Here is a 21,202-nt window from a genome sequence, read left to right as displayed (position 1 = left end):
ATTGCAATGAAAGAGACAATAACGGTAAAAAAAGGCGGTTTCTTAAATAAATATCGCACCATCCAACAAGGAATCAATGATGTGGATGAGGGCGGGACTGTCTATATTGAAAGTGGTGTTTATCAAGAAAGAATAATCTTGGACGGAAAAAATGTGACCTTGGTTGGTCAAGGAAATGTAACCGTCACAGGAGAAATAGATTATCCGCTGATCACAACCATTGATACAACACTTTCGTTAAAAGGACTTACGTTTATCCAAAAAGGACACACAAACGCAGTATATATAAAAGAAAACTCTAAGGTCAAGATCGATTCATGTACAATCGAAGGCGAGGATCACAAAGACGTCAAAACAACTTATCCAGCGCTATGGGTAGGGCTGGATTCGGTTGTTTTTATTCAAGATTCAACGCTGATCGGACATACTTCGAACAGCATTCATCTGCAAGAATCGACGATGCAACTAGAAAACTGCACCATCAAAGGCTTTGGTATCTATGTCTATCAAAAAGCTAAGCTGACCACAAATGGTCTGAAAATCAGTCATCCCAGCAGTTATGGCGTGTTTGCAAAAGAAGGGCATTTCGAGATGCGTGACACTAGAATGACAGGCGGCGGTGTAGCAGCGATCCTGGAAGACGGTAAAGGGGCTATTCATGGGATCACGACCAATCACACTTATCGCGACGTTTTTCGCGTCGATCATAGTGAATTGACAGTGACCGATGCCGACATCCAACATTTTTGCGAGATCAAAGATGTCGATGAAAAGGCAAATTATCCAGCCGTGTTTGTGAAAAACAATTCCACTGTCACTCTTGAAAAAGTGAATATCCACGATTCTAAGCTAGATGCTATCCAAGTATATCAATCCAGATTAAAAATAAGTGATAGCCAGATCTCTAAAGTATATATGGGGATTTTCATTCGCGAACAAGCCAAAGTCACCCTGGATAAGGTACATATTTCTCAAACTGTTTTTAACGCCCTGAGCATCGCAGGTAATGCAGAAGTAACTGTCAAAGACTCTCATTTTGATGAATGTGTCATTGGAAAACATGATAAAAACTATCCGGTCGTGATTATGCGCGAGCAAGGAAGTTTGCATGTAGAAGGGACGACCATCAGTAATTCCGCGAATGATGCTATTTATATGGCTGAACTTCAAAATGCCGTATTGAAAGACATGACGATCGATGCCACAGACGTCGGTATCTATGTAGAAAAAACACCGCTCTCCGTTGAAAATATCACCATCAAAAATTGCTTGAAAAACGCGGCATTCTTTGTGCAAAGCCCCGTTACTATTACTAACAGCCACATCGAAAGCAACAATCTGCTCAGCAAGCCAGAATATGAACTGGATTCCGAGATCCCTAAGAAAGTAGATGCGTCGGTTTCCATTATCAATGCTCGAGTTTCCGCGACGAATCTCACTATCAGCGACAAGACGGCATCGATCTCCCTGCAAAAACAAAGTCGTTTCCAAGGAAACTCCCTTAGACTATCCGGCGGTGTTTTTAATATGGAAAGCGATTTCCAAGCCGAACACCTTATGTTTATCAATTTGGAAAAAGAACCGATCCATTTTAAATTGTTGCTACATGCAACCGCCAATGTTCAATTCGATAACCCAAATGATTCGATTTCCTATGTTAAAGATCTGACTAGTAAATTGGAAAGCAACTTGCTAAAGCCGGCACATGCGATTGTGCAACATGATTTTACAGCGAATACAAATCCGGCAGTAAAACCAGTGCCGCCACTGCCGGAAACAAATCCAGCGCCACCAGCAGAACTACCACCTCAAGCATCCTATTCGCTGGCAGGGCCAACTGCTTATAAAGAAACAATGCAACGCTTGTTAAAACAGGCCTCCCTTTATCAAGTCCGCCTTAGTCAAGGAATAACGCTACCACATAACTGGTCCATGCTTTGGATTGAAAAAGGAATCACGGATGTCATCGATTATGTAGCGCAAACAAAACAAGCATTTTACGAGTCTAACCTCATTTCCGAAGATAATACTTATCGCTTATCGGAAACCGATCCCTCTCTTTATCTAGAGACCGCAAAAAATGGCTTACTTTGGATCGACCAGCTTGAAAGAGTTTGGAGCGATACAGCCTTTCTAACAGAAATCACTCGTATCGTGGAAGAAAGAGCGATTATTTTCACCGGGACAGAAGAAGAAGTACATGCGCTTGCCCAAAACGCTCCCGAACTATACGCAAAAATTGGACATCAAGTGATTTTCGATGATTTTACAGCAACGGACACAGCAGCGATCATCCAATCAAAATTAACAGATCTCCAGTTTGTTTTTGATACCGCATTCTTAAAGCAAGCTGTAATGGATAATTTTCCAGCTAAAAGCCAAGCCGGATGGCCTGAAAAAGTCGTACAAGCTATCATTCAGAGCCAATCAGACCGACTGCTGGCTGAACCAGACCAACAATTAGTTAAAGACCAAATCGTGACATTGACACAGGCAGATATCTATAAAGGGATTTTAGCTACAATTAAGTAAAAACTTTCATTTTCCTCCTTGCTTGATAGGACACTCTAAGGTTTACACTAGAGTCATATCATTTAAGGAGGTTTTATTCATGGCAAAATTGGATACTTTAAAAGACAAAGTTGTAGTTATCGCAGGAGGAGCAAAAAACTTAGGTGGTTTGCTCAGCGAATTGTACGCGAAGGAAGGTGCTAAAGTCGTGATCCATCATCATGATGGCCAATCACTAGAAGATGCAAAAGCCACTTTAACAAAAGTCGAAGCACAAGGAGCAGAAGGTAGCTTATTTTCTGGAGACCTCACGATCGTTGAAAATGTAGAAGCTCTTTTCGTCCACGCTGAAAAAACTTTCGGGAAAGTAGATATTGCTATCAATACAGTTGGAAGAGTATTGAAAAAGCCTATTTCGAAAACGACAGAAGCTGAATTCGACAGCATGTCCGATATCAACGCTAAATCTGCTTATTTTTTCATTAAATATGCGGAAAAGTATTTAAATGACAACGGTAAGATTATTACATTAGCTACTTCGCTGTTAGCAGCATATACTGGATTTTACTCCACTTACGCCGGTGAAAAAGCACCAATCGAACATTATACGCGTGCAGCATCCAAAGAATTTATGGCGAGAGGCATCTCAGTAAACGCAGTAGCGCCTGGACCAATGGATACACCTTTCTTCTATCCACAAGAAGAAGAAGAGGCGGTAACATTTCATAAATCACAAGCGCTGCACAATCAGCTCACGAAGATTGAGGATATTGCTCCGCTGATCATGTTTCTGACGTTAGATGGCTGGTGGATCAATGGCCAAACTATATTTGCAAATGGTGGTTACACAACAAGATAACAAAAAAAGCCTCTCAGAAATTAATTGGAGAGGCTTTTTTTGCAATTACTTCTTTATGTCGCTAAAATAGAGGGACAATCTCATTTAAAGGTGTTGAAAATGATGAATGTAAAAGAAATTTCAGAAATGCTTCAAATAAGTACACATACTATCCGTTATTATGATAAAGAGGGACTATTTCCTTTTATCGACCGCGATGAACATGGTTATCGCAATTTTTCCGAAGAAGATGTTTATTGGGTGGAATTTATCCGCTGCATGCGTTCTACACACATGCCAATCACAGAACTTCGCAAAATCGCTGAGTTATTTGAAGAAGGCCGATCCACCAAAGAAGAGCGGCGACAAATTTTTGAAAATCATCGCGCTAATTTGCTTCAACAAAAAGAGTTGATTGATATTGCACTTAGGAAGTTAAATGAAAAGTTTAAGATCTTGGATAATGAGTGAATTTACGAGGCTGCTTTGAAACAGTGTGTCTGATCATTTACAAAGAATGGGGTAAACAAACGTGAGTACGAAAAAGGGTTCTAGAAGATTTAATTCGGAGAAAATATCTAACAGCATTGCTACTAAATTTGAAGATTTAGATGCTCAAATAAAAGCTTTTTTTGCAGAGAAGGGCTTTAAAGAAGGCGATATAATATATCAATCCGTCTCAATCCAAAGAGATCATAAATAATTTACATAAGATATTGATATAGAAAATCTATAAACAGTTAATTACATTCATTGTATGCTAACTGTGTTCTTTAATAGTGAATACAATTAACTGTTTATAAATCAAGAGAGGAAGCCAAACTTCCTCTTCATAAATCTAAAATTTTCTAGTTTACATAATATATATTATAGGAAGTATTAGCTTAACTTAAATCTCAATATCGATCTTACTAATTTGGGCTATCGATACGTCATCCAGCATATTTTCAATCATTTCAATTGCTTCTTCATTATATTTCTTATAATCAAATCGTTTTTGTTTAAATTCGTGCGTGTACATTTTTTCCATCCCATTGACCAAACCTGTTGTATCATTGTCTACTAATAAACCGTAGCCATCTTTTAAAATACTATAACAACCAGGGATATTTGTGGACAGGATATTTGTATCCAATACTAAAGATTCTAACAATACCATTGGCTGGCCTTCATGTACAGATGATAAAACAAACGCATCAGCAGCTTTTATTGTTGGGAACGGATTATCGAGCTGACCTAACAAATGCACTTTTCCTTGTAATCGTGGATCAGCTACATATTCCGTTAATTCAGCTTCCAATTCACCAGAACCAATGATATATAAACTAGTAGCCGAGTATTTTTCTTGTAACTGATAAAATGCATCAATCATCATTTTCTGATTTTTTCAGGTGCTAAACGGCCCATTGTAACGAAATTAAAAGTATCTGCCGGTAATTGTACGCCGTTTTCTTCGTCAGAGGCTTCTAAGATGCGCTTATAATCAATGCTATTGTGTACATAAGTCATTTTGGACGTATCTTTTACTAGATGCTTCAAGAAATCTTTGTTGACATCTCCAGTGTGCTCAGCAACGGAAACAACATGGTCAAAATAGTTGTATAACGGGAAAATAATATTTAAGTCGTCACGATGTTTATAATTTCCAGCTGTTTTTTTGCTATATTCATGCATCATTTCATTATGTTGGAAAATAATTTTCTTGGAATCTTGTGAAGCAACGAATAAGAGCGTCCAATATTTGAAATAGCCGTCAAAATCTAAGGCGATATCGATTTTTGTTGGCCCAAGAATCCGTTTAAGTTCACGTTGGTAGATTGCTTTGATATCTGCTGTTAAAAAGTTAGCTTTTCCATTTTTTATAAGATGTGGCAGTGGTTCCTCATGAAATTGGGTGAATGCTGCTGTTTCTTCTGGGAAAATATTACAATCGCCGGGAATTTGGACTTTAACAACGTTTGCTGGGATCTTGTCAAAGTTTTTGTGTTCATAGTAACCCAAATTATCTTCTTCTATAACAATCAGTTGATATTTTTCCTTATCGAGATTATGCATAAGATTCAGCGCGGAAGTTGTTACTCCATTCTTTTTAAAGCCACCACAATACATTACGATATTTTTCTTCACTTTTTGTTGTATAGGTGTTTTTGTGAAAACATATTGAGCCCAGTCTTTAACTGAAATGAAATCAGCTGTGAGAATTGGTTTGATCTGCGCGAGCGATTGTGGTGCATTTTCCTGCATGATAAAATCTGCGTGCAATAGTAGTCGTAATTGGTTGGCATTTAATGTTTCTTCAGGCAAGATTTGCAGGTAATTTTGGTTTTCTTTTTTGATAAAATAAGTTGGTAATTCTATTGTAGAAAGAATCCACTCTGCCTCAGCTAGAGCGATCGCAGCTTCTTTTGTGGTTATATCTTGTGAATAAGAAACGCTCTTTCCAATAAAATGTAGATTACTTGCTAATAGTGCTTGAGCTTTTTCCTTTTCTTTTGTGAAAAAAATCACTTTATTGTGTATTAATTGATTATTTTTATAAGCCTTTACATATTCTGTTTTTCCATTCATGCTACATGTTCCTCTCGACGTACCTATATTTTTCGATCAATCTGGTACCTCTGAGTTAGAATGTTACTTCTTTCTTTTCCCTCTTTATAAAGCAACTAAACTCCAGAACTCCCTTTATATTCAGGAATACTAAAGTTTAGCTGCTTTTGTTTACAATATCGGCGATAATAAGCTGGAAAGATTTTCCTTCAACCGTACGTATAATGATTTCGCTCGCATATCGCCCATGGTATATAGTGTGCTTCCCAAAAAATCAGCCTGAAAATCAGTTTCCATTTGGACAATGGCTGGATCACGGTTATATAAAAACACCATCAATTCATGATTTAAGCGGAAACTGCGGATATCAAAATTAGCCGTTCCGACAGCGGCGCGTTTTCCATCTACTAGCAAGAGTTTGCTATGCACAAAGGAGTCAGCCCGATAAGCATATACCTTCACGCCTGCTTCAATCAGTGTTTCGATATAAGCATTGCTGCCGTGGAACGAGATGCCACGGTCACCTTTTCCTGGTAAGATGATTCGGACATCGATACCGCTCATGGCAACGCGCCTTACAACGGCTAATGCCTCTTCATCAGGCACAAAATAAGGCGAGGCAATCCAGACGCTTTCTTTTGCAGAATCGATCAGATCTAGCATGGCATCTCTTACCCACTTCTCTTTATCATAGGGGCCACCGTAAATGACCTGTGCCCAGTCCACGCCGGCTGCTGTGGGACTGAAATAGCGAGCGATCCCATTTTTACTGATAAATTCAGTTGCCGAACCAGCGCGGTTTTGCATATAGACCCAGTCGACCAAAAAGGATTCCTGTAATTCCATAACTGCCGGACCGGCTAAGCGGAGATGTGTATCCCGCCAAATCACAAAGTCAGGCGTATTACTGCGATACTCTTCGCCGACATTAAGCCCACCAGTAAAAGCAGTTTGCCCGTCAATGATAATGACTTTTCTATGATTACGGAGATTGGCTGTGCGGGCGAACGTCAATGAGCTTATCGGATCAAAAGCAACTGTCTCGATCCCAGCATTTTTGAGTGGTGCTAAAAAGGCTGGTGTGAGCTTGGCGGATCCCCAAGCGTCATACATAAAGCGGACTTTGACACCTGCTTGCGCGCGTTCGATCAAAATATCGCGAATCTCAGTACCGATCGCATCAGCCTTGTAAATATAATATTGCATATGGATATGATTCTTCGCTTCTTTCAGTGCAGCGATTATAGCAGGGAAAGTTTCTTCCCCATTTGTCAAAAGCTGGACATCATTACCGCTGATTGGCTGGATACCAGTTAGGTGTGCGATGCTTTTAGACAAAGTTGGCGGTTCTCCTTCTGAATGATAACTAGGCAAGTGATGTATCTTGTCGGTTAATTTGTTCATTTCTCTAGTTTGATTGGGTAAAAAAATGCGCTTTTGCGGATTTCTTCCAAAAAACAAATAGAAAACAACACCGAAAATAGGAAGAATAAAGATAACCGCAATCCAGGCAACTTTTGAAGTAGTGACGCGACGATCCCAAAGTAATAAACGGATCGTGATAATGACCCCAACGATTTCAACTAAGGTTCCTAAAATAACAATTAGCGTTCCAGAACCAGACCATTGCATGAGAAAATAGCCGATTGCTAAGATAACAAGTACAATAAGTGGTAATTGAAAGCGTTTTTTCATATGTATTCCTCCTTTTTGCGGCATTCTTACAATATGTAAAGAGCGAATTAGAAAGACAATTCCCCCATCCCGCATTACTACCTTTATTATAATGACCTGAAATGGAGGAATACAAGTAATATTTATTTATTTCGTAATAATCGTTTCATCATAGCAGTAATAAAACGGTCATACCAGCTTACCGGAAATTTTCGAGCGATAAATGTAATCATTTTAGCGCTGAAACTAGGTAAATAGCGATATCTTGGTTTATTATCCGAGATTGCTTTGTAAATGAGTGAAGCGATGTCCTCTGCGCTGTCAGAACTTCCAGCAGCATTTTCAAAATTACTGTAAGTATGGATCATTTCATAATAAGCAGAACCTTGACTAGTTGCTGCTTTTGCATTATCAGAGGCGATCGTCCCCCATTCGGTCTTTGTTCCTGATGGTTCAACCACGATCACTTTGATTCCGAAGAGTTTAGTTTCCATTCTTAGTACATCGGAATAAACTTCCAGGGCGTGTTTAGATGCATGATACCAACCACCAGCTGGAGAATAGATTCTTCCTCCAATTGAACTGATATTAATGATCCGTCCTGATTGCTGAGCCCGCATCGTCGGTAAAACCAGTTGAGTGATATTTGCGAGTCCAAATAAGTTCACATCGAACTGTTTCTTAGCTGCTTCTGTAGTCACTTCTTCCAATGCTCCATACTCTCCATAGCCAGCGTTATTGACTAATATATCAATCCGTTTTTCTTCATTCAATACCCGATCGATAAGCGTTCGGTTCGATGCTTCATCAGTGACATCTAGTGCTTGCACGCGAACACCTTGTGCTTTCAATTCTTGTAAACGGTCTACCCGGCGTGCTCCTCCATATACGATAAAGCCTTCTTCTACCAATCTCAATGCGGTTGCCTTTCCGATTCCTGAAGATATTCCTGAAACGATTGCAATTTTCTTTTCTGTCATTTTAATTTACCATCCTTTCAATTATAAGTGAATAATCATTTATTGAAGTGTTGAAGAAAAGCCGATTTTAATCGGCGCAAAGAGATTGAACCACCATTTCGATCAATTCTTCTATTTCTTCATTCGTCGTCACGCGATCATGTACTTGGCGTGTTTCAAGCAAATAAGTAAGGGGGCCAGCAAAGAATGCGTAAATGATATCTCGGTTTTGGGTCACCAACAAATTATGAGTTATGGCATATTCGATGACATCATTAAGTGGTTTAGCGATCTCATCCGCGATTTGATGCGTTTCTGTTGTCACAAATTGCGGATTGGAATGGATCGCACGCATAAATTGAGCTTCGTCCGGGTACTCTCTAAAACGACTGGCAAAGTGTTGCATCGCGGCTCGTATCTGTGCTTTGATATTTGTTTCACTTTGTAATTTTTTCGCCAGCCCTCTATCCATCAATTCTTTTACTTGTAGATAGATTTTACTGAGCATATCGCTTTTATCTTGATAATAGATATACACAGTAGCAGGACTTACCCCTGCAAGTTTGGCGATTTTGGAGATACTGGCATTGTTTAGCCCTTCTTGCTTCGTGATTTGAAATACAGCTTGACTGATCGCGGTAACTTTCGCTTCATCTTTTATTCTCATAGATATATGATAAATGATTATTCACTTATTGTCAACAAGAAAGAATCTCCAAACAATTTAATGCTTGGAGAGATCCTTTTTATTTATGGAAAGCCAGCGCAATCGTCGCAATACCTTCCATTAAGAATAAAATAACAATAATTGCTGTGATCCCGATAACGGCCAAGACCGGATTGAATAAAGTTGCGAACCCGATAACGGCTTCCAATACTCCGACTCCTAGCAACCACGACCATCTACTGCTGCCTAGCTTCTTCACTTCAACGGAACCAACGATCCGCATGATTCCTGAAAATAGGACCCAAAAGCTGAAGACGAACAAAATCGTAGCCATTCCACTGAATTGATTGCTAACAAGCAAGATACCTAGCAAGATCGATAAGATCCCATCAGCCATCACCCAACCACTCAATACCCGATTGCCGGCAAAATAAAGAATCACTTTACTGATTCCTGAAACTAACCAATAAATGCTAAGCAAAACGGTGAGCAACCATACCACTTTTATTGGATTGGACATAAAGTAAAATCCCGATATCACCATAAATAAACCTAATACAATCAAAATAATTCGTTGCCATGCTTTCATCTTAATCTCTCCTTTATTCTATTGTAAAAATTGAGTTGCGATTTCCTTATAGACATGGATCATTTCTAAATAATTCGCGATCTCTACATTTTCATCAACTTGATGCGAAGTCTCATTACCAGGGCCAAAAATGATTACAGGGAATGTGTGTTTCGCCTTCGTAAACTCGGCTGCATCTGTTGTACCGGAAATTCCAAGCAACGGCATTTCGTTACCAATGATTTTTTTGGCAGCACGTTGCGTGGCTGCTACTAAATCAGAAGTCCGATCGCTAAATACAGGTTGTTTATCATAGTTCCATGTCAACGTCAGATTGGTGCCGGAGGATCGATTTAATTTAGCAATAATGGCAGCAAATGCTTTTTTGATTGTTTCATTATCTGCTTCTGGGATCGAGCGGATATTTCCCTGTAACTCTGCCTTTTCAGGAATACTATTTACTTGGTTCCCACCATTTATTACAGTAACATTATGAATAAACGCACCCAACAACTCATTTTCCTGCTTGATCGATGCCACATAGGCTTCGGCCTCATTATAAAAAGCAAGCAACTTGTCAATTGCATTGATACCTAGCTCTGGCATTGAACTATGGGCATTTTTCCCAATTGAAGTAACGGTGTAGTTCATCGAGCCTTTATGTGCATAAACAATGTGATGGCCGCTCGGTTCACCGATGACAAGTCCGTCCAAATCATCTGCATAACCTTGTGTGGTCAGCTGTTCCGCACCTAATTCACCCACTTCTTCGCCCACGGTTGCTAAGAAACGAATCTTGCCGGATAGCGCTGTGTTTTCTTCTTTTAATTCGATCATAGCTATGGCCATTGCAGCTAAGCCAGCTTTCATGTCCGTGGATCCTCTTCCATAAAGGCGACCGTCTTTCTCAGTGGGCTCAAACGGTGGATAGGACCAATTTTTTAGATTCCCTGCGTCAACGACATCCATATGACCAGAAAAGGCCAGGATGCGTTCGGCAGAATCTCCCATTTCACTGATTAGATTAGCGCGTTTGTCTGCATAGGGGACTTTGTGACTGTCGATCTCGTGGGCCTGAAATAAGCTAGCAAGATAGTCAGCTACTTCTTCTTCGTTTCCATTTGTAGAATTAATTGCAATGATGTCTTTTAAGATTTGAATCTTCTCTTGTTGCTCCATGTATATTCCTTCTTTCATTGATCTGTATAAATTTCTATTCCCGATTTGTGTAAATGTAAACAAGCTATTCGCATTAACTTGTCGTCCTATTGTTTCAAATCGCCAAAAGAAATACGCTCAATAGAATGGCTTTCAAACCAATCGCGCACGCGTGGATCACAGATCGTTGCTAATTCTCGGCAGCGAAGCAATGTATAGGAAGAATTATCCAATACAAATTGATCCAAAAAGCCGACATCAAAATGCATTTCCACAATATCGTCTGCTGTTAGATCCAATAACCCAAAATCATCGTCTAGAAAATTAGCCACACTTACTCCCTCATGGATATACGGTAATGCGCCCGCTTCTAAAAGATTAGTAACTCGATGATACCCCTTCAAATCCGGCCACTTTTTATCACCGCTGTACTTTAATGTTGTATGGATACCGTATTCGCGTGCAATGTCAAAAAAAGCTTGATCCACGATTTCATCACCAATCGAATGACAGTCAATGTGCGCAGGATAATGGCCTATTAATTCTTTGAAACGCTCCATTTGTGCCAAAGTCTCTGTCCTGACATCCTCATACACAAATTTCAGCTCTGGATTGTTACGATAATAACGAGAACGATGGAAATGTCCATTTTCATCTACTAATGAAGGGATCTTTCTCGGATCTGCACATGGCTTACCAAGCAAAAAATTCGTATGCTGCCCAATAAACAGCTCCGGATAGTCTTTTGACAATGCGACAGCATGCACCGCTGCATCTAAATTTGGCATCAATAATGTCGATGTGGTAATGCCATCGCGGAAACTTTTGATAATGCCTAGATTGATTGCTTCTGACATGCCAAAATCATCAGCTTCAATGATTACTTTTACCATTTAACATCCTCCTCTTTTAACAAAGCTTACTTAATATAAATCAAATTATTATAGCATAACTTCTCCTCTTTTTTTTCAAATGTTTAGAATTGGCAAAAATAGGAAACATGGATATGGAGTCAAGAAAATGGAGGAGATAAAAAATGGGTGAAACAATTATTCCAACACATACATTACGTGATGGTACCAAACTACCGGCAATCGGATTTGGAACCTACAATCTCAATGGTCTAACAGGTGCCAACAGTATCGCACAGGCGTTACAGAATGGCTACCGGTTGCTAGATACTGCGTTCAGTTATGAAAATGAAGCAGCGGTTGGCGAAGGTATCCGCCGCTCGGGTATTGATCGAAATGAGATCATTGTCACCTCGAAACTTCCTGGCAGACACTATGAACCGCAAAATGCGATTACGGCACTTCAAGAGTCTTTACTTCGCTTACGGTTGGATTATATCGATCTTTATCTACTTCACTGGCCAAATCCTAAGCAAGATCTTTATGTAGAAGCATGGAAAACATTGATCGAAGCAAAACGATTTGGACTTGTAAAAAATATCGGTGTCTGCAACTTTCTACCGGAACATCTAGAACGTTTGCAAAATGAGACCGATGAACTTCCGGTCGTTAATCAAATCGAATTGCATCCTTATTTTTCCCAAGCAGCGCAACGCAAATGGAACGAAGAGCACGATATTTTAACAGAAGCATGGAGCCCACTTAGCCGGACGAAGACAGTAACGAATGATAAAACACTGAAACAACTGGCAAAAGACCGGAATCGTAGTGTGGCACAAATCATATTACGCTGGCACTATCAGTTAGGTGTTCTGCCGATTCCGAAATCTGCTTCCGATAAGCGGCAAAAAGAAAATCTTGCTATTTTTGATTTTGAATTGACGTCAGAAGAAATGGAAACGATCGCGAAATTGACACAACCAGATGGACGTATTAAAAATCAAGATCCCGCAGTATATGAGGAATTTTAACAAAAAAGTCTGGTGCGTCTTGCACCAGACTTTTTTGTTATTTAAAGAAAGAAATTTGGCGAAATATATTCGCGGCTTGATTCCAGTAATTCATCAAGCATTGGTTTTGCTTTACTATAATCGCCGACTAGTGGATGTGCTAGTAAGGCAGTTAAAGCTGTATCATAATTTCCGGTCACAGCTGCTTTTACAGTTAGGCTCTCGTAGTTTTTCACAGCAGCAACAAGTCCATAGATCGCTTCCGGGATATTATTTTGCACAAGCGGCGTAATGCCGTTTTTATTCAGGATACAAGGTGTTTCTACAGAAGCATCTGCAGGTAAGAACGGAATTGCTCTATCATTCAAGACATTTGCAACGATCCACATATCTTCGTCATTATAAATAGCGCTGATGGCCTCCAGTGCTAATTCACTGTAGCCGCCTCCCCCGCGTTTCTTTAGGACCTCTGGTTTGTCATGTTGGTTTTCATCTGCTAACGCTTCATAGATTTCTTTTTCTAACCCTAATACCACTTCTCCACGGGATTTTTCAGCATTTTTTAATTCTGTCAGTTTATCTTCGCGATGGAAGAAATATTGTGTATAAAGACTCGGCAAGGCACCGATGTCTTTCACTATCTCAGGATTCACCGTTTCATGGATATCCGCAACTTTTGCGAATTCCTCGTCAGTCAATTTGCGGCCGTTGGCACGAATATTGTAGGCAAAGTTCATGTGATTCAAGCCAACGAAATCGTATTTGACCTCTTTATATGGTATTCCAAGCGCTTTTTCTACCCATGTTCGTGGACGCATCCCGCCGGCACACAGCGCGATAAATTTAATAGACGAATAGTTGCGGACAGCTTCTGCTAGTATTCCGGTTGGATTTGCATAGTTGATCAGCCAGCCATCAGGGTTGTATGTCTCCATGGCTTTTGCTATTTCGAGAATTGCCGGGATTGTGCGCAGTGCTTTCATGAAACCACCTGGTCCAGTCGTTTCTTGACCGATGATATCATATTTTAAGGGGATCTTTTCATCAAAGGTCCTAGTCTTGTTCCCGCCCACTCGGATCTGTGTCAAAACAAAATCTTGCCCTTTTACAGCTTCTTCCAAGTCTGAGGTATGACGGATTTTTATCGTCAAATCATGGAATTTTGTATAGCGTTCGAGAAATTTGGTCATGATAGAGAGACGTTCTTCGCTGATATCCATTAACGTGATCGTGTCGATCGGTAATTTTGCTTGTTCTTTTGCTAGCCCTTCAATAATTTCTGGTGTATACACACTTCCTGCTCCGATAATTGCAATATTCATTTTTTTCATTACGCTCATCCTTTCTATTCTACTGTTTGGACCCGACAAATTGGAAAAAAGCGGGATGGATTTTTTCATCTGGGTTAAAGCCTGTTTTCAAGGCAAATTCGTTGGCTAATACTTGGAAAACGATGCAATAAATAAACTCAGCACCATAAGCCGATCCGATTTCTCCTAAAGGGATATCGCTCAACTCAGGATCTCTGGCTAGTATCAAGCGATTAGCTGGAAATTGTTCAATATAAGTAGCGACGCGTTCACTCATTTCTTTTTTACTACTTTCTTCAATTACAAGAATGTGAAAACTATCCTCATGAATCAGACGATGTGGGCCGTGGGTGAATTCTTCGATCTCAAAAAACAAAACCGGTACACGCAATGTTTCGAGTAATTTCAGCGTCCCTTCTTTCGTGATTCCCGAAAAGGCATTACTAGTTACTGTTGCATAGGGTAATTTTGACCAGCGGCTGTTTTCTGCCAGCCATTTTTTGGTTTGTTCCTCCGCATTGGCTAATTGTCTTAGGTTAGCGAGAATGCTGGCATTCAACTCTGCTTCTTTTTCTGTAGATAAAGTTCCTTCTGCTTTTCCGATGCGCAATGCGAGCTGGATCAAGCGCATCAATGTAGCGGTAAAACCGATTGACTTTGGTCCGATCGTTTCTTCGCTACACATCAAGTCGATTACATGATCCGCGACTTTGCTGCCTTCGCTCGTAAGATTGGCTGTTAATAATAGACTGGTGTATTGATTTTGTTTCGCTTCTTTCAGCACTGTCATCGTACCAACACTACTTCCTGTCTGCGAGATCGCGATCAAGACATGAGGTTTTGCCGACCAGCCTACTTCCAAGTATTCTGAGGGCGAGCACCGGCGTATTTCTTTGGTGGTAAATTGGTGGAAATAGGATTCTACCGCTTCTGCTGCATTTAAAGAACTTCCTGAACCGACCAGAACGATTGGGACATCTTGTTCTATCAGTTCGCTGATCAGCTCCGTTTCCGCTACAACCAGCGGCTTTTCCCAAATGATCGGCAAGCGCTGGAATTGTAGCCGGATATAATGACTCATTAAATTGATCATTACTATTCTCTCCTTTCTAAATCAAGAAGAAGCTGTCTCTGTAAACGACGCATCGCGTTCAAGTGCTTCCTCTTCTTCCCGTTGTTTTTCAAACAGTTTAAAGAATGGATAATAGATAAGCCCGGTGATCACGAGTGCAGCGGCACCATATACGGCACAACGCCAATCGCCTCCGGAAGCAAGGTATTGCATCAGGATCGGTGGCATTGTCAATGGGACCATGACTACCGGTCGACCGATCAAATCAAAGTACATCAATGTGTAAGTGAGAACTACTAAAGTCATGTTGCTTAAAATATAAGGGATCATCAATACTGGATTCAGCACGATTGGTGCCCCGAATACAACCGGTTCGTTGATCTCAAAGAGACCAGACGGGAAGGATAACCTTCCGAGAGTACGAAGCCCTTTATTTTTCGACATCATCATAAACACGACCAGCATCAGTGTCGCTCCTCCGCCGCCAATGAAGACAAATGTTTCAAAACCTGCTGCAGTAATATATGGCGGTGTTTGTCCATTCGCATATGCATCGACGTTTTTCCCTAGCATGGCTAAGAAAATCGGATCAGCAACGGCCAAGACTGCACCGCCGTGGATCCCGATACACCAAAGCAATGAGCGGACAAGGAAGAAAATAAAGATTCCCGGCAATGTGCCCAAAGAGAATACTAATGGACTGAATAGCATATTTAAAATGGCATTGATATCAACTTTGAATAAAATACTGAGTATCCAAAATAATGTCAGCGAGAAAAGTAGCGGGATCAAGATCGAAAAGGACCGCGAAATTGCTTCTGGAACACTAGCAGGCATTTTGATCGTCAATTTATAGCGGTCGCAAAATCGGCTGATCTCCACGACGACAACGGCTACAACAATAGCTGTAAACAACCCTTTTGTGCCGAAATTATCCCAGTTGATCTGGTAGCTACCATTTTTCAGCAGCTCGGTCTGGACGAGTAAAAAAGAAGTGAATGCCATGACGACATTTCGAATGCCATCTAGTTTGTAAATCTTAGACAGATAATACGTGATCCCAAATAAAGCGATGATTCCGATCATTCCAAAGGTAACATTGACTGGTGTACTAATGGCTTCTTTATAGGGCGCAATGATCTTTTGATAGGCGTCCATTGGAAACTGAGCAAGAATCATAAAGATAGAACCAATGATCGTAAATGGTACTGTCACGATCATTCCGTCTTTGATCGCCATGATATAACGATTCTCTCCGATTTTTAATAGCGGCGGAGATATTTTTGTTTCAAAGAATTTGAGCAAACCATTCATACTGAGCCACTCCTGTCATTTAATTTTAGGTATTGTCATCTTGAACAAACTGTAAGCCGTATAACAAACTTTCTAAAAAAAGCTGATAGTCTTTTACTTCAGTAGTTGTAATGTAATAAATCAAACGAACTTTCGATTGGATCGGCAGTTTGCTTTCTGTCCATTTCACCGTCTTTGCTGGAATCTGCAGATAAATTGCTGGCTCCGTATTTACAGACGTGGCGCAAAAGACGACAGCGATCTGATCGAAAAGGACAATCGGATTTGCAAATGCTTGCTGTGTCGTTTCCGCATGGTCGATAGGAGGCAAATGTCTATAGGCACTTTGCAGAAGCGCTCCTTTATCAAGCTCTTCTGATTCCTGCCAAATTCGATGCTTCATCACACGCTTCTGCAAAGCATCCCATTTTTCTTTCAACAGCATGCTCCGAAACTGCTCTACTGCTCCTTGGATCGCAATATCATGGAAACTATTCGTAAGGTAAATAGTTGTAGCAGAGGGATGCGTGTGTTCATGCTGCTGCTCGCCGACTATAAACAGAACATCCGATGCCGTAACGGCTTGATTCTGTTGATTTCGGTTGATAAACCGCTCGATTTTCATTTCTGGCAAGGCTTTCTCCAATAGTTTTGCCGTCAGTCGCGCGATTTCTAGTTTTGCATGATATAAGATCACAGCGGATTTTGACGGTCGTCTTTCTCTATCAAAAGTAAGAAAAATCACCAAAACTTGACCGATTTCATCATTATCTTGCATCTGCAAACCATATTTCTGTGCCAAACGCCACATTGAAGCTGCAAGCGCTAAAAATGCTTGAGGAAATTTTTCGATCAGTTCTCCTAAATCATCTTGAAAGATCTTGACCCGATAACGTTGTCTCAGCAGCATATCATTGATGTGCTCTGTCAATCTCACTTGTAGTTCTTCATCTACTTCGATCCGTTCATGCAGGATCTCTGCCAGATCTGCTAGCAGGTCCGCTGTGTAAGCGTGAGTGATCGATGTAAAATAGCGCTGCTTGGACGCATCTTTTTGAAAAACGATCAAATATTCGACGATCCGATTTGTATCATAAGCAGGTTGAAACACGAAGCCCAAGCGTTGTTGAAGGTAATATTGAAAATATGCAGCTTCATCTGGAAAATAGTCTAGTGTTTCCAGTTTTTTACAGTCTGCCGCCCCAAACAATTTGATATCGACCATTAAATTGATCAAAAAGCTATATTTAAAGTCACGGTCAAATTGGTAGCCGTAATCCTTCTGCATTTCTTCGATCAGTATCAGGACGACTTCTTTTAAATGGTTGTCGAAGATGATCTTGTCAAGCGGATTATCTGTTTGAAATTCAGCAAGATTATCAAATAGTAATTCTTTTTGAAAACGATGGAACGAATCCAAGATCGCTGTCTTGATATTTTTCCGCCGTCCTTTGATCTGTGTGCCATCTTTATCACGAATCAATTGGAGCTGATATTCCATTAGCTGTGGTTTGATCGTATTCAGGTCAGCTACAATCGAATTCTTGCCCACAAAGTATTTAGCGACTAATTGCTTGATCGAAGTCTTGCGCGTGTAGCCATTAAAATTGAAGAGCAAAAAAAGTTTGAGTTTTCCCGGCGAAGCGATGCCGAATCTTGATGAAGCGCTTCCATTTTTGTTTCTGATCGATCCTTTTTGACAGTGGAAAGTAGCTTCAATCCCCGTCCTCTTTTTCGCAATAATTGATATTGATGCGCCGCAAAGTATGGCTCCATTTGCTGCAAGTAATTTTGAATCGTTTTTGTACTTACATCCAGTCCCGCCGCAAAATATTCGGCCGATTGGTACTCATGTTCATTCAATAATAATTTTAAAAGCGTATACTGATTTTCCTTCAACATTTTTTCACCTGAATTCCTATCAACTTTTAAAACTATGCAAGAAGGCCTTCTTGATAGTTTTATCCTAACTTCTTTTATTCGTTCTGCAAATCCTAATTTTTTTCCAGTAATGAGGTAAAAAAAAATAAACCCCCTCTTAACTATAGCAGTTTTAGGGAGTTTATCCATTACTTATTATTCTGTAACAGCAGTTGTATCTTCAGATGTATGTGGTGTTTTCAATGTGAGGAACAGTAGCCCCATACCAACAAGGCAGATCACAGCTGCAACAACGAACGGTATATTGAAGCCAAATGCTTCGCTGATCAAACCAGAACAAATTGGAGCGAAGGCAGCGCCAAGCCAGCGGACAAAGTTGTATGCCCCACTTGTCACGCTTCGTGCATATGGAGAGTGCTCCATGACGGTCGTTGTGAATACTGCGTTATTGATACCTAGCACAAGTCCGGATAGAACGATCAAGACGATCTTCACGGCTAAACCTGGTAAGAAACCAAGTCCGATCAAAATCAAGGCACAGATGAATAGCGAACCTCGTAAAATTGCTTTGGAATCAAATTTCACTTCCAGCATGTGCGAGATTTTTGCGGATCCTAATGCTAGGCAAAGTCCCCAAGCAAAGAATACGAATCCGATCTTGATAGCGCTCAAACCAAGTACTAACGGTGAATAAGCTAAGATTGTAAAGAAACAATAGTAATAAAACATACCGCTAAATGCGATTTGCAAAAATGGTTTGTACGTAAATAAGTGCAGCATTTGCTTGATCGGCTGTTGTTTGACAGCACTTGGATCAGCAAGTATCTCTTTTTCAGGTTCTTTCACTTTTAATAAGATAAGTAAAAAGGCGATAAAAATCAAACCAGCAGTTGCGAAAAACGGAAAACGCCAAGATTCATTCCCCAGTACGCCACCAAGTAAAGGACCAAATGCCATTCCCAGTCCCATGGCAGCCTCATAAAGGCCGATCGCGTGCCCAGGTGTTCTCGATAAGGAGATCAACATAGTCATCGCTGTAGCTAGAAACATCGAGTTCCCAAATCCCCATCCTGCACGAAAAATCGACAATGCGCCAATCGAATTAGAAAAGCCGCATAATAAAGCGAAAATCGTGACAACGAATAAGCCAGTAACAATCAATTTTTTATCTCCAATTTTATTTGCAATAATACCAATTGGTATCATCATGATCGCCATTGTAAAGATATAAGCCGTAAACAACATTTCTACTTGCGAATGTGATGCACCAATACTTGCTGCGATCGAAGGCAATAACGGATCAACTACCCCGATTCCCATAAATGCAAGCAGACACCCTGCTGCTGTGATCCATTTTGCTACCCCATTTTGATTCGGGTTTTCTTCTATCATTTCTTCATACACTTCCCTTTCCAAATTCTATCTATTATTGTACGCCTGCGGTAAATAGATGTCAATATATACATATGTAAAAACTTACATATGTTAGTATTTTACAATTAGGCCGAAAAAGCTTACAATAATAAAAAAAGCAAAAGGGTGGAAATAATGCCTAATTTACTCGGTTATACACTTCTGCAGATGATTGCCAGGGAATCAACAAATGGTTACGAGCTGGTGCACCGTTTACGGATCATGCAAAACACGCATCATAGTCAGATTTATCCCGCTTTATCAAAATTAGAAGAAGATGGCTACTTGACTGTCCACAGGCAAGCACAGGAAAAACTTCCTGATAAGAAGATCTATGCGATTACAGAAAAAGGGATCGATGCCTTGGCAGAATGGTCAGAAACGCCTTTAAAGAATCCAGTCACTAAAGATGAATTTATTATTAAGTTACAGCTTGATTGGGTCAATAAAAGCCGGACAGAAAGTTTGCTGAAGGAACGTCAAACCTATTTAGAAGAACAGCTGGAAATGGTCGATGAAACACTTCATCATTTTGAAAAACTGCTACATTTAGATACGGATGCTGCTAGGCAAGAGGATATGCCCTACCAAGTATATGCTCGCAAACGAGAATTGCTTGTTGTAGAGTTGGAATGGTGCGAGCGTATGCTAGCCAATCGAGCTAATTAAAAAACGCCATCTATGTTAGATGGCGTTTTTTATTATTTAGCAAACTCTAAAATGTCTTTTGCTAATTTCACACTTGCTTCTTCTGGCGGTTCGATTCCTTCAAGCGGATAGCGAATCCCCATTTCTTTCCATTTATAAACACCCATTGTGTGGTAAGGAAGTACCTCTACCCGCTGCACATTGGGAAGCGTATCAATGAAATGGCGCAAGTTGGTCAAATCATCCACATCATCTGTTTTCGTTGGTACTAAGACGTGGCGAATCCAGATCGGCTGATTTTTTTCTTTCAAATAATTTGCAAAGTCCAAGATCGGTGCATTTGGACGCGTTGTGAGCTTCAAGTGTTTTTCCGGATTGATCTGTTTGATATCTAATAAGATCAAATCGGTCACTTCCATCAAACGATCCAATTTTTCAATAAATTCCGGATCTCTGCTGAAACAGCCACCGCAAGAATCAATAGTCGTATTCACACCTGCTTGTTTGCACAGCGTGAATAATTCGATCAAAAAATCGACTTGCAGCAAGGGCTCTCCACCGCTTACTGTGATACCGCCGCCGGATGCGTCCCAAAATTCTTTATATTTGATAGCCTCATCAAATACATCTTGTGCGGTGCGTTCTGTTCCTTTTCCGATTTTCCAAGTATCTGGGTTGTGACAAAACTGACAACGAAGCAGACATCCCTGCATAAAGACAATAAAACGAATTCCCGGCCCATCTACTGTCCCCATTGTTTCTATCGAATGAACCCTTCCAATTGTGTTTGTCATTTTTTATC

21 protein-coding genes are annotated in these 21,202 nt (G+C 40.3%); 6 read left to right on the top strand and 15 right to left on the bottom strand.

What is annotated here, in order from left to right; genetic code table 11:
* Nucleotides 1–6 precede the first annotated feature (6 nt).
* From EL241_RS06650 to EL241_RS13635, 4 genes are all read left to right on the top strand, one after another.
* A complete protein-coding gene (locus EL241_RS06650; RefSeq protein WP_036104129.1) occupies nucleotides 7–2,532 on the top strand; it encodes a right-handed parallel beta-helix repeat-containing protein in 2,526 nt (841 codons plus the stop codon).
* Between the two features lie 79 nt (nucleotides 2,533–2,611).
* A complete protein-coding gene (locus EL241_RS06645; RefSeq protein WP_036104131.1) occupies nucleotides 2,612–3,370 on the top strand; it encodes an SDR family oxidoreductase in 759 nt (252 codons plus the stop codon).
* 39 nt (nucleotides 3,371–3,409) lie between these two features.
* Nucleotides 3,410–3,820 carry a MerR family transcriptional regulator gene (locus EL241_RS06640; protein WP_232020856.1) on the top strand — a complete coding sequence of 137 codons (411 nt, stop codon included), beginning with the start codon at nucleotides 3,410–3,412 and terminating at the stop codon, nucleotides 3,818–3,820.
* A 61-nt stretch (nucleotides 3,821–3,881) separates the two neighbouring features.
* Nucleotides 3,882–4,052, top strand: coding sequence for a hypothetical protein (locus EL241_RS13635; protein WP_159099822.1), 171 nt, complete (start codon nucleotides 3,882–3,884; stop codon nucleotides 4,050–4,052).
* A gap of 186 nt (nucleotides 4,053–4,238) precedes the next feature.
* On the opposite strand, the gene EL241_RS13800 is transcribed toward EL241_RS13635, so the two are convergent.
* The 8 genes from EL241_RS13800 to EL241_RS06605 form a co-directional block, all read right to left on the bottom strand.
* Nucleotides 4,239–4,724, bottom strand: a complete 486-nt coding sequence (locus EL241_RS13800; RefSeq protein ID WP_232020855.1) for a glycosyltransferase — start codon at nucleotides 4,722–4,724, stop codon at nucleotides 4,239–4,241.
* Nucleotides 4,721–5,917 carry a glycosyltransferase family protein gene (locus EL241_RS06635; protein WP_232020854.1) on the bottom strand — a complete coding sequence of 399 codons (1,197 nt, stop codon included), beginning with the start codon at nucleotides 5,915–5,917 and terminating at the stop codon, nucleotides 4,721–4,723. Before EL241_RS06635 ends, EL241_RS13800 begins: the two co-directional genes overlap by 4 nt.
* Before the next feature lie 150 nt (nucleotides 5,918–6,067).
* A complete protein-coding gene (gene cls / locus EL241_RS06630; RefSeq protein ID WP_036104137.1) occupies nucleotides 6,068–7,591 on the bottom strand; it encodes a cardiolipin synthase in 1,524 nt (507 codons plus the stop codon).
* A gap of 122 nt (nucleotides 7,592–7,713) precedes the next feature.
* Complete coding sequence (locus EL241_RS06625; protein WP_036104141.1) at nucleotides 7,714–8,550, bottom strand: oxidoreductase; 837 nt, start codon at nucleotides 8,548–8,550, stop codon at nucleotides 7,714–7,716.
* Nucleotides 8,551–8,617: 67 nt separating this feature from the next.
* On the bottom strand, nucleotides 8,618–9,196 hold the full coding sequence (locus tag EL241_RS06620; protein ID WP_126320440.1) for a TetR/AcrR family transcriptional regulator: 579 nt from the start codon (nucleotides 9,194–9,196) through the stop codon (nucleotides 8,618–8,620).
* A 79-nt stretch (nucleotides 9,197–9,275) separates the two neighbouring features.
* The gene (locus EL241_RS06615) at nucleotides 9,276–9,785 is read right to left on the bottom strand and encodes an HdeD family acid-resistance protein (RefSeq protein WP_036104147.1); all 510 of its coding nucleotides are present in this window, start codon (nucleotides 9,783–9,785) and stop codon (nucleotides 9,276–9,278) included.
* An 18-nt stretch (nucleotides 9,786–9,803) separates the two neighbouring features.
* Nucleotides 9,804–10,943, bottom strand: coding sequence for an ArgE/DapE family deacylase (locus EL241_RS06610; RefSeq protein ID WP_036104149.1), 1,140 nt, complete (start codon nucleotides 10,941–10,943; stop codon nucleotides 9,804–9,806).
* A gap of 86 nt (nucleotides 10,944–11,029) precedes the next feature.
* Nucleotides 11,030–11,815 carry a ChbG/HpnK family deacetylase gene (locus EL241_RS06605; RefSeq protein ID WP_036104151.1) on the bottom strand — a complete coding sequence of 262 codons (786 nt, stop codon included), beginning with the start codon at nucleotides 11,813–11,815 and terminating at the stop codon, nucleotides 11,030–11,032.
* A gap of 143 nt (nucleotides 11,816–11,958) precedes the next feature.
* On the opposite strand from EL241_RS06605, the gene EL241_RS06600 reads away from it, so the two are divergent.
* On the top strand, nucleotides 11,959–12,804 hold the full coding sequence (locus EL241_RS06600) for an aldo/keto reductase (protein ID WP_036104153.1): 846 nt from the start codon (nucleotides 11,959–11,961) through the stop codon (nucleotides 12,802–12,804).
* Nucleotides 12,805–12,845: 41 nt separating this feature from the next.
* On the opposite strand, the gene EL241_RS06595 is transcribed toward EL241_RS06600, so the two are convergent.
* The 6 genes from EL241_RS06595 to EL241_RS06570 are packed head-to-tail and all read right to left on the bottom strand — an operon-like array spanning nucleotide 12,846 to nucleotide 19,731.
* Nucleotides 12,846–14,114, bottom strand: a complete 1,269-nt coding sequence (locus tag EL241_RS06595) for a 6-phospho-beta-glucosidase (RefSeq protein WP_197721054.1) — start codon at nucleotides 14,112–14,114, stop codon at nucleotides 12,846–12,848.
* A gap of 19 nt (nucleotides 14,115–14,133) precedes the next feature.
* Entirely contained in the window at nucleotides 14,134–15,186 is a 1,053-nt protein-coding gene (locus EL241_RS06590; protein WP_052009087.1) for an SIS domain-containing protein, read from the bottom strand.
* 21 nt (nucleotides 15,187–15,207) lie between these two features.
* Complete coding sequence (locus tag EL241_RS06585; protein WP_036104157.1) at nucleotides 15,208–16,479, bottom strand: PTS sugar transporter subunit IIC; 1,272 nt, start codon at nucleotides 16,477–16,479, stop codon at nucleotides 15,208–15,210.
* A gap of 25 nt (nucleotides 16,480–16,504) precedes the next feature.
* Nucleotides 16,505–18,076, bottom strand: coding sequence for a PRD domain-containing protein (locus tag EL241_RS06580; protein ID WP_126320439.1), 1,572 nt, complete (start codon nucleotides 18,074–18,076; stop codon nucleotides 16,505–16,507).
* Nucleotides 18,025–18,528, bottom strand: a complete 504-nt coding sequence (locus EL241_RS06575) for an HTH domain-containing protein (protein ID WP_126320438.1) — start codon at nucleotides 18,526–18,528, stop codon at nucleotides 18,025–18,027. Before EL241_RS06575 ends, EL241_RS06580 begins: the two co-directional genes overlap by 52 nt.
* 6 nt (nucleotides 18,529–18,534) lie before the next feature.
* The gene (locus EL241_RS06570; RefSeq protein WP_036104465.1) at nucleotides 18,535–19,731 is read right to left on the bottom strand and encodes an MFS transporter; all 1,197 of its coding nucleotides are present in this window, start codon (nucleotides 19,729–19,731) and stop codon (nucleotides 18,535–18,537) included.
* A gap of 153 nt (nucleotides 19,732–19,884) precedes the next feature.
* On the opposite strand from EL241_RS06570, the gene EL241_RS06565 reads away from it, so the two are divergent.
* A complete protein-coding gene (locus EL241_RS06565; protein WP_036104466.1) occupies nucleotides 19,885–20,421 on the top strand; it encodes a PadR family transcriptional regulator in 537 nt (178 codons plus the stop codon).
* Between the two features lie 32 nt (nucleotides 20,422–20,453).
* Here the strand turns inward: EL241_RS06565 and pflA are convergent, their stop codons facing one another.
* A complete protein-coding gene (gene pflA, locus EL241_RS06560; RefSeq protein WP_003755937.1) occupies nucleotides 20,454–21,194 on the bottom strand; it encodes a pyruvate formate-lyase-activating protein in 741 nt (246 codons plus the stop codon).
* Nucleotides 21,195–21,202: the final 8 nt, after the last annotated feature.

The sequence above is a fragment of the Listeria grayi genome (assembly GCF_900638015.1).
GTDB lineage: Bacteria > Bacillota > Bacilli > Lactobacillales > Listeriaceae > Listeria > Listeria grayi.
This window is presented reverse-complemented; position numbering and strand designations above follow the sequence as displayed.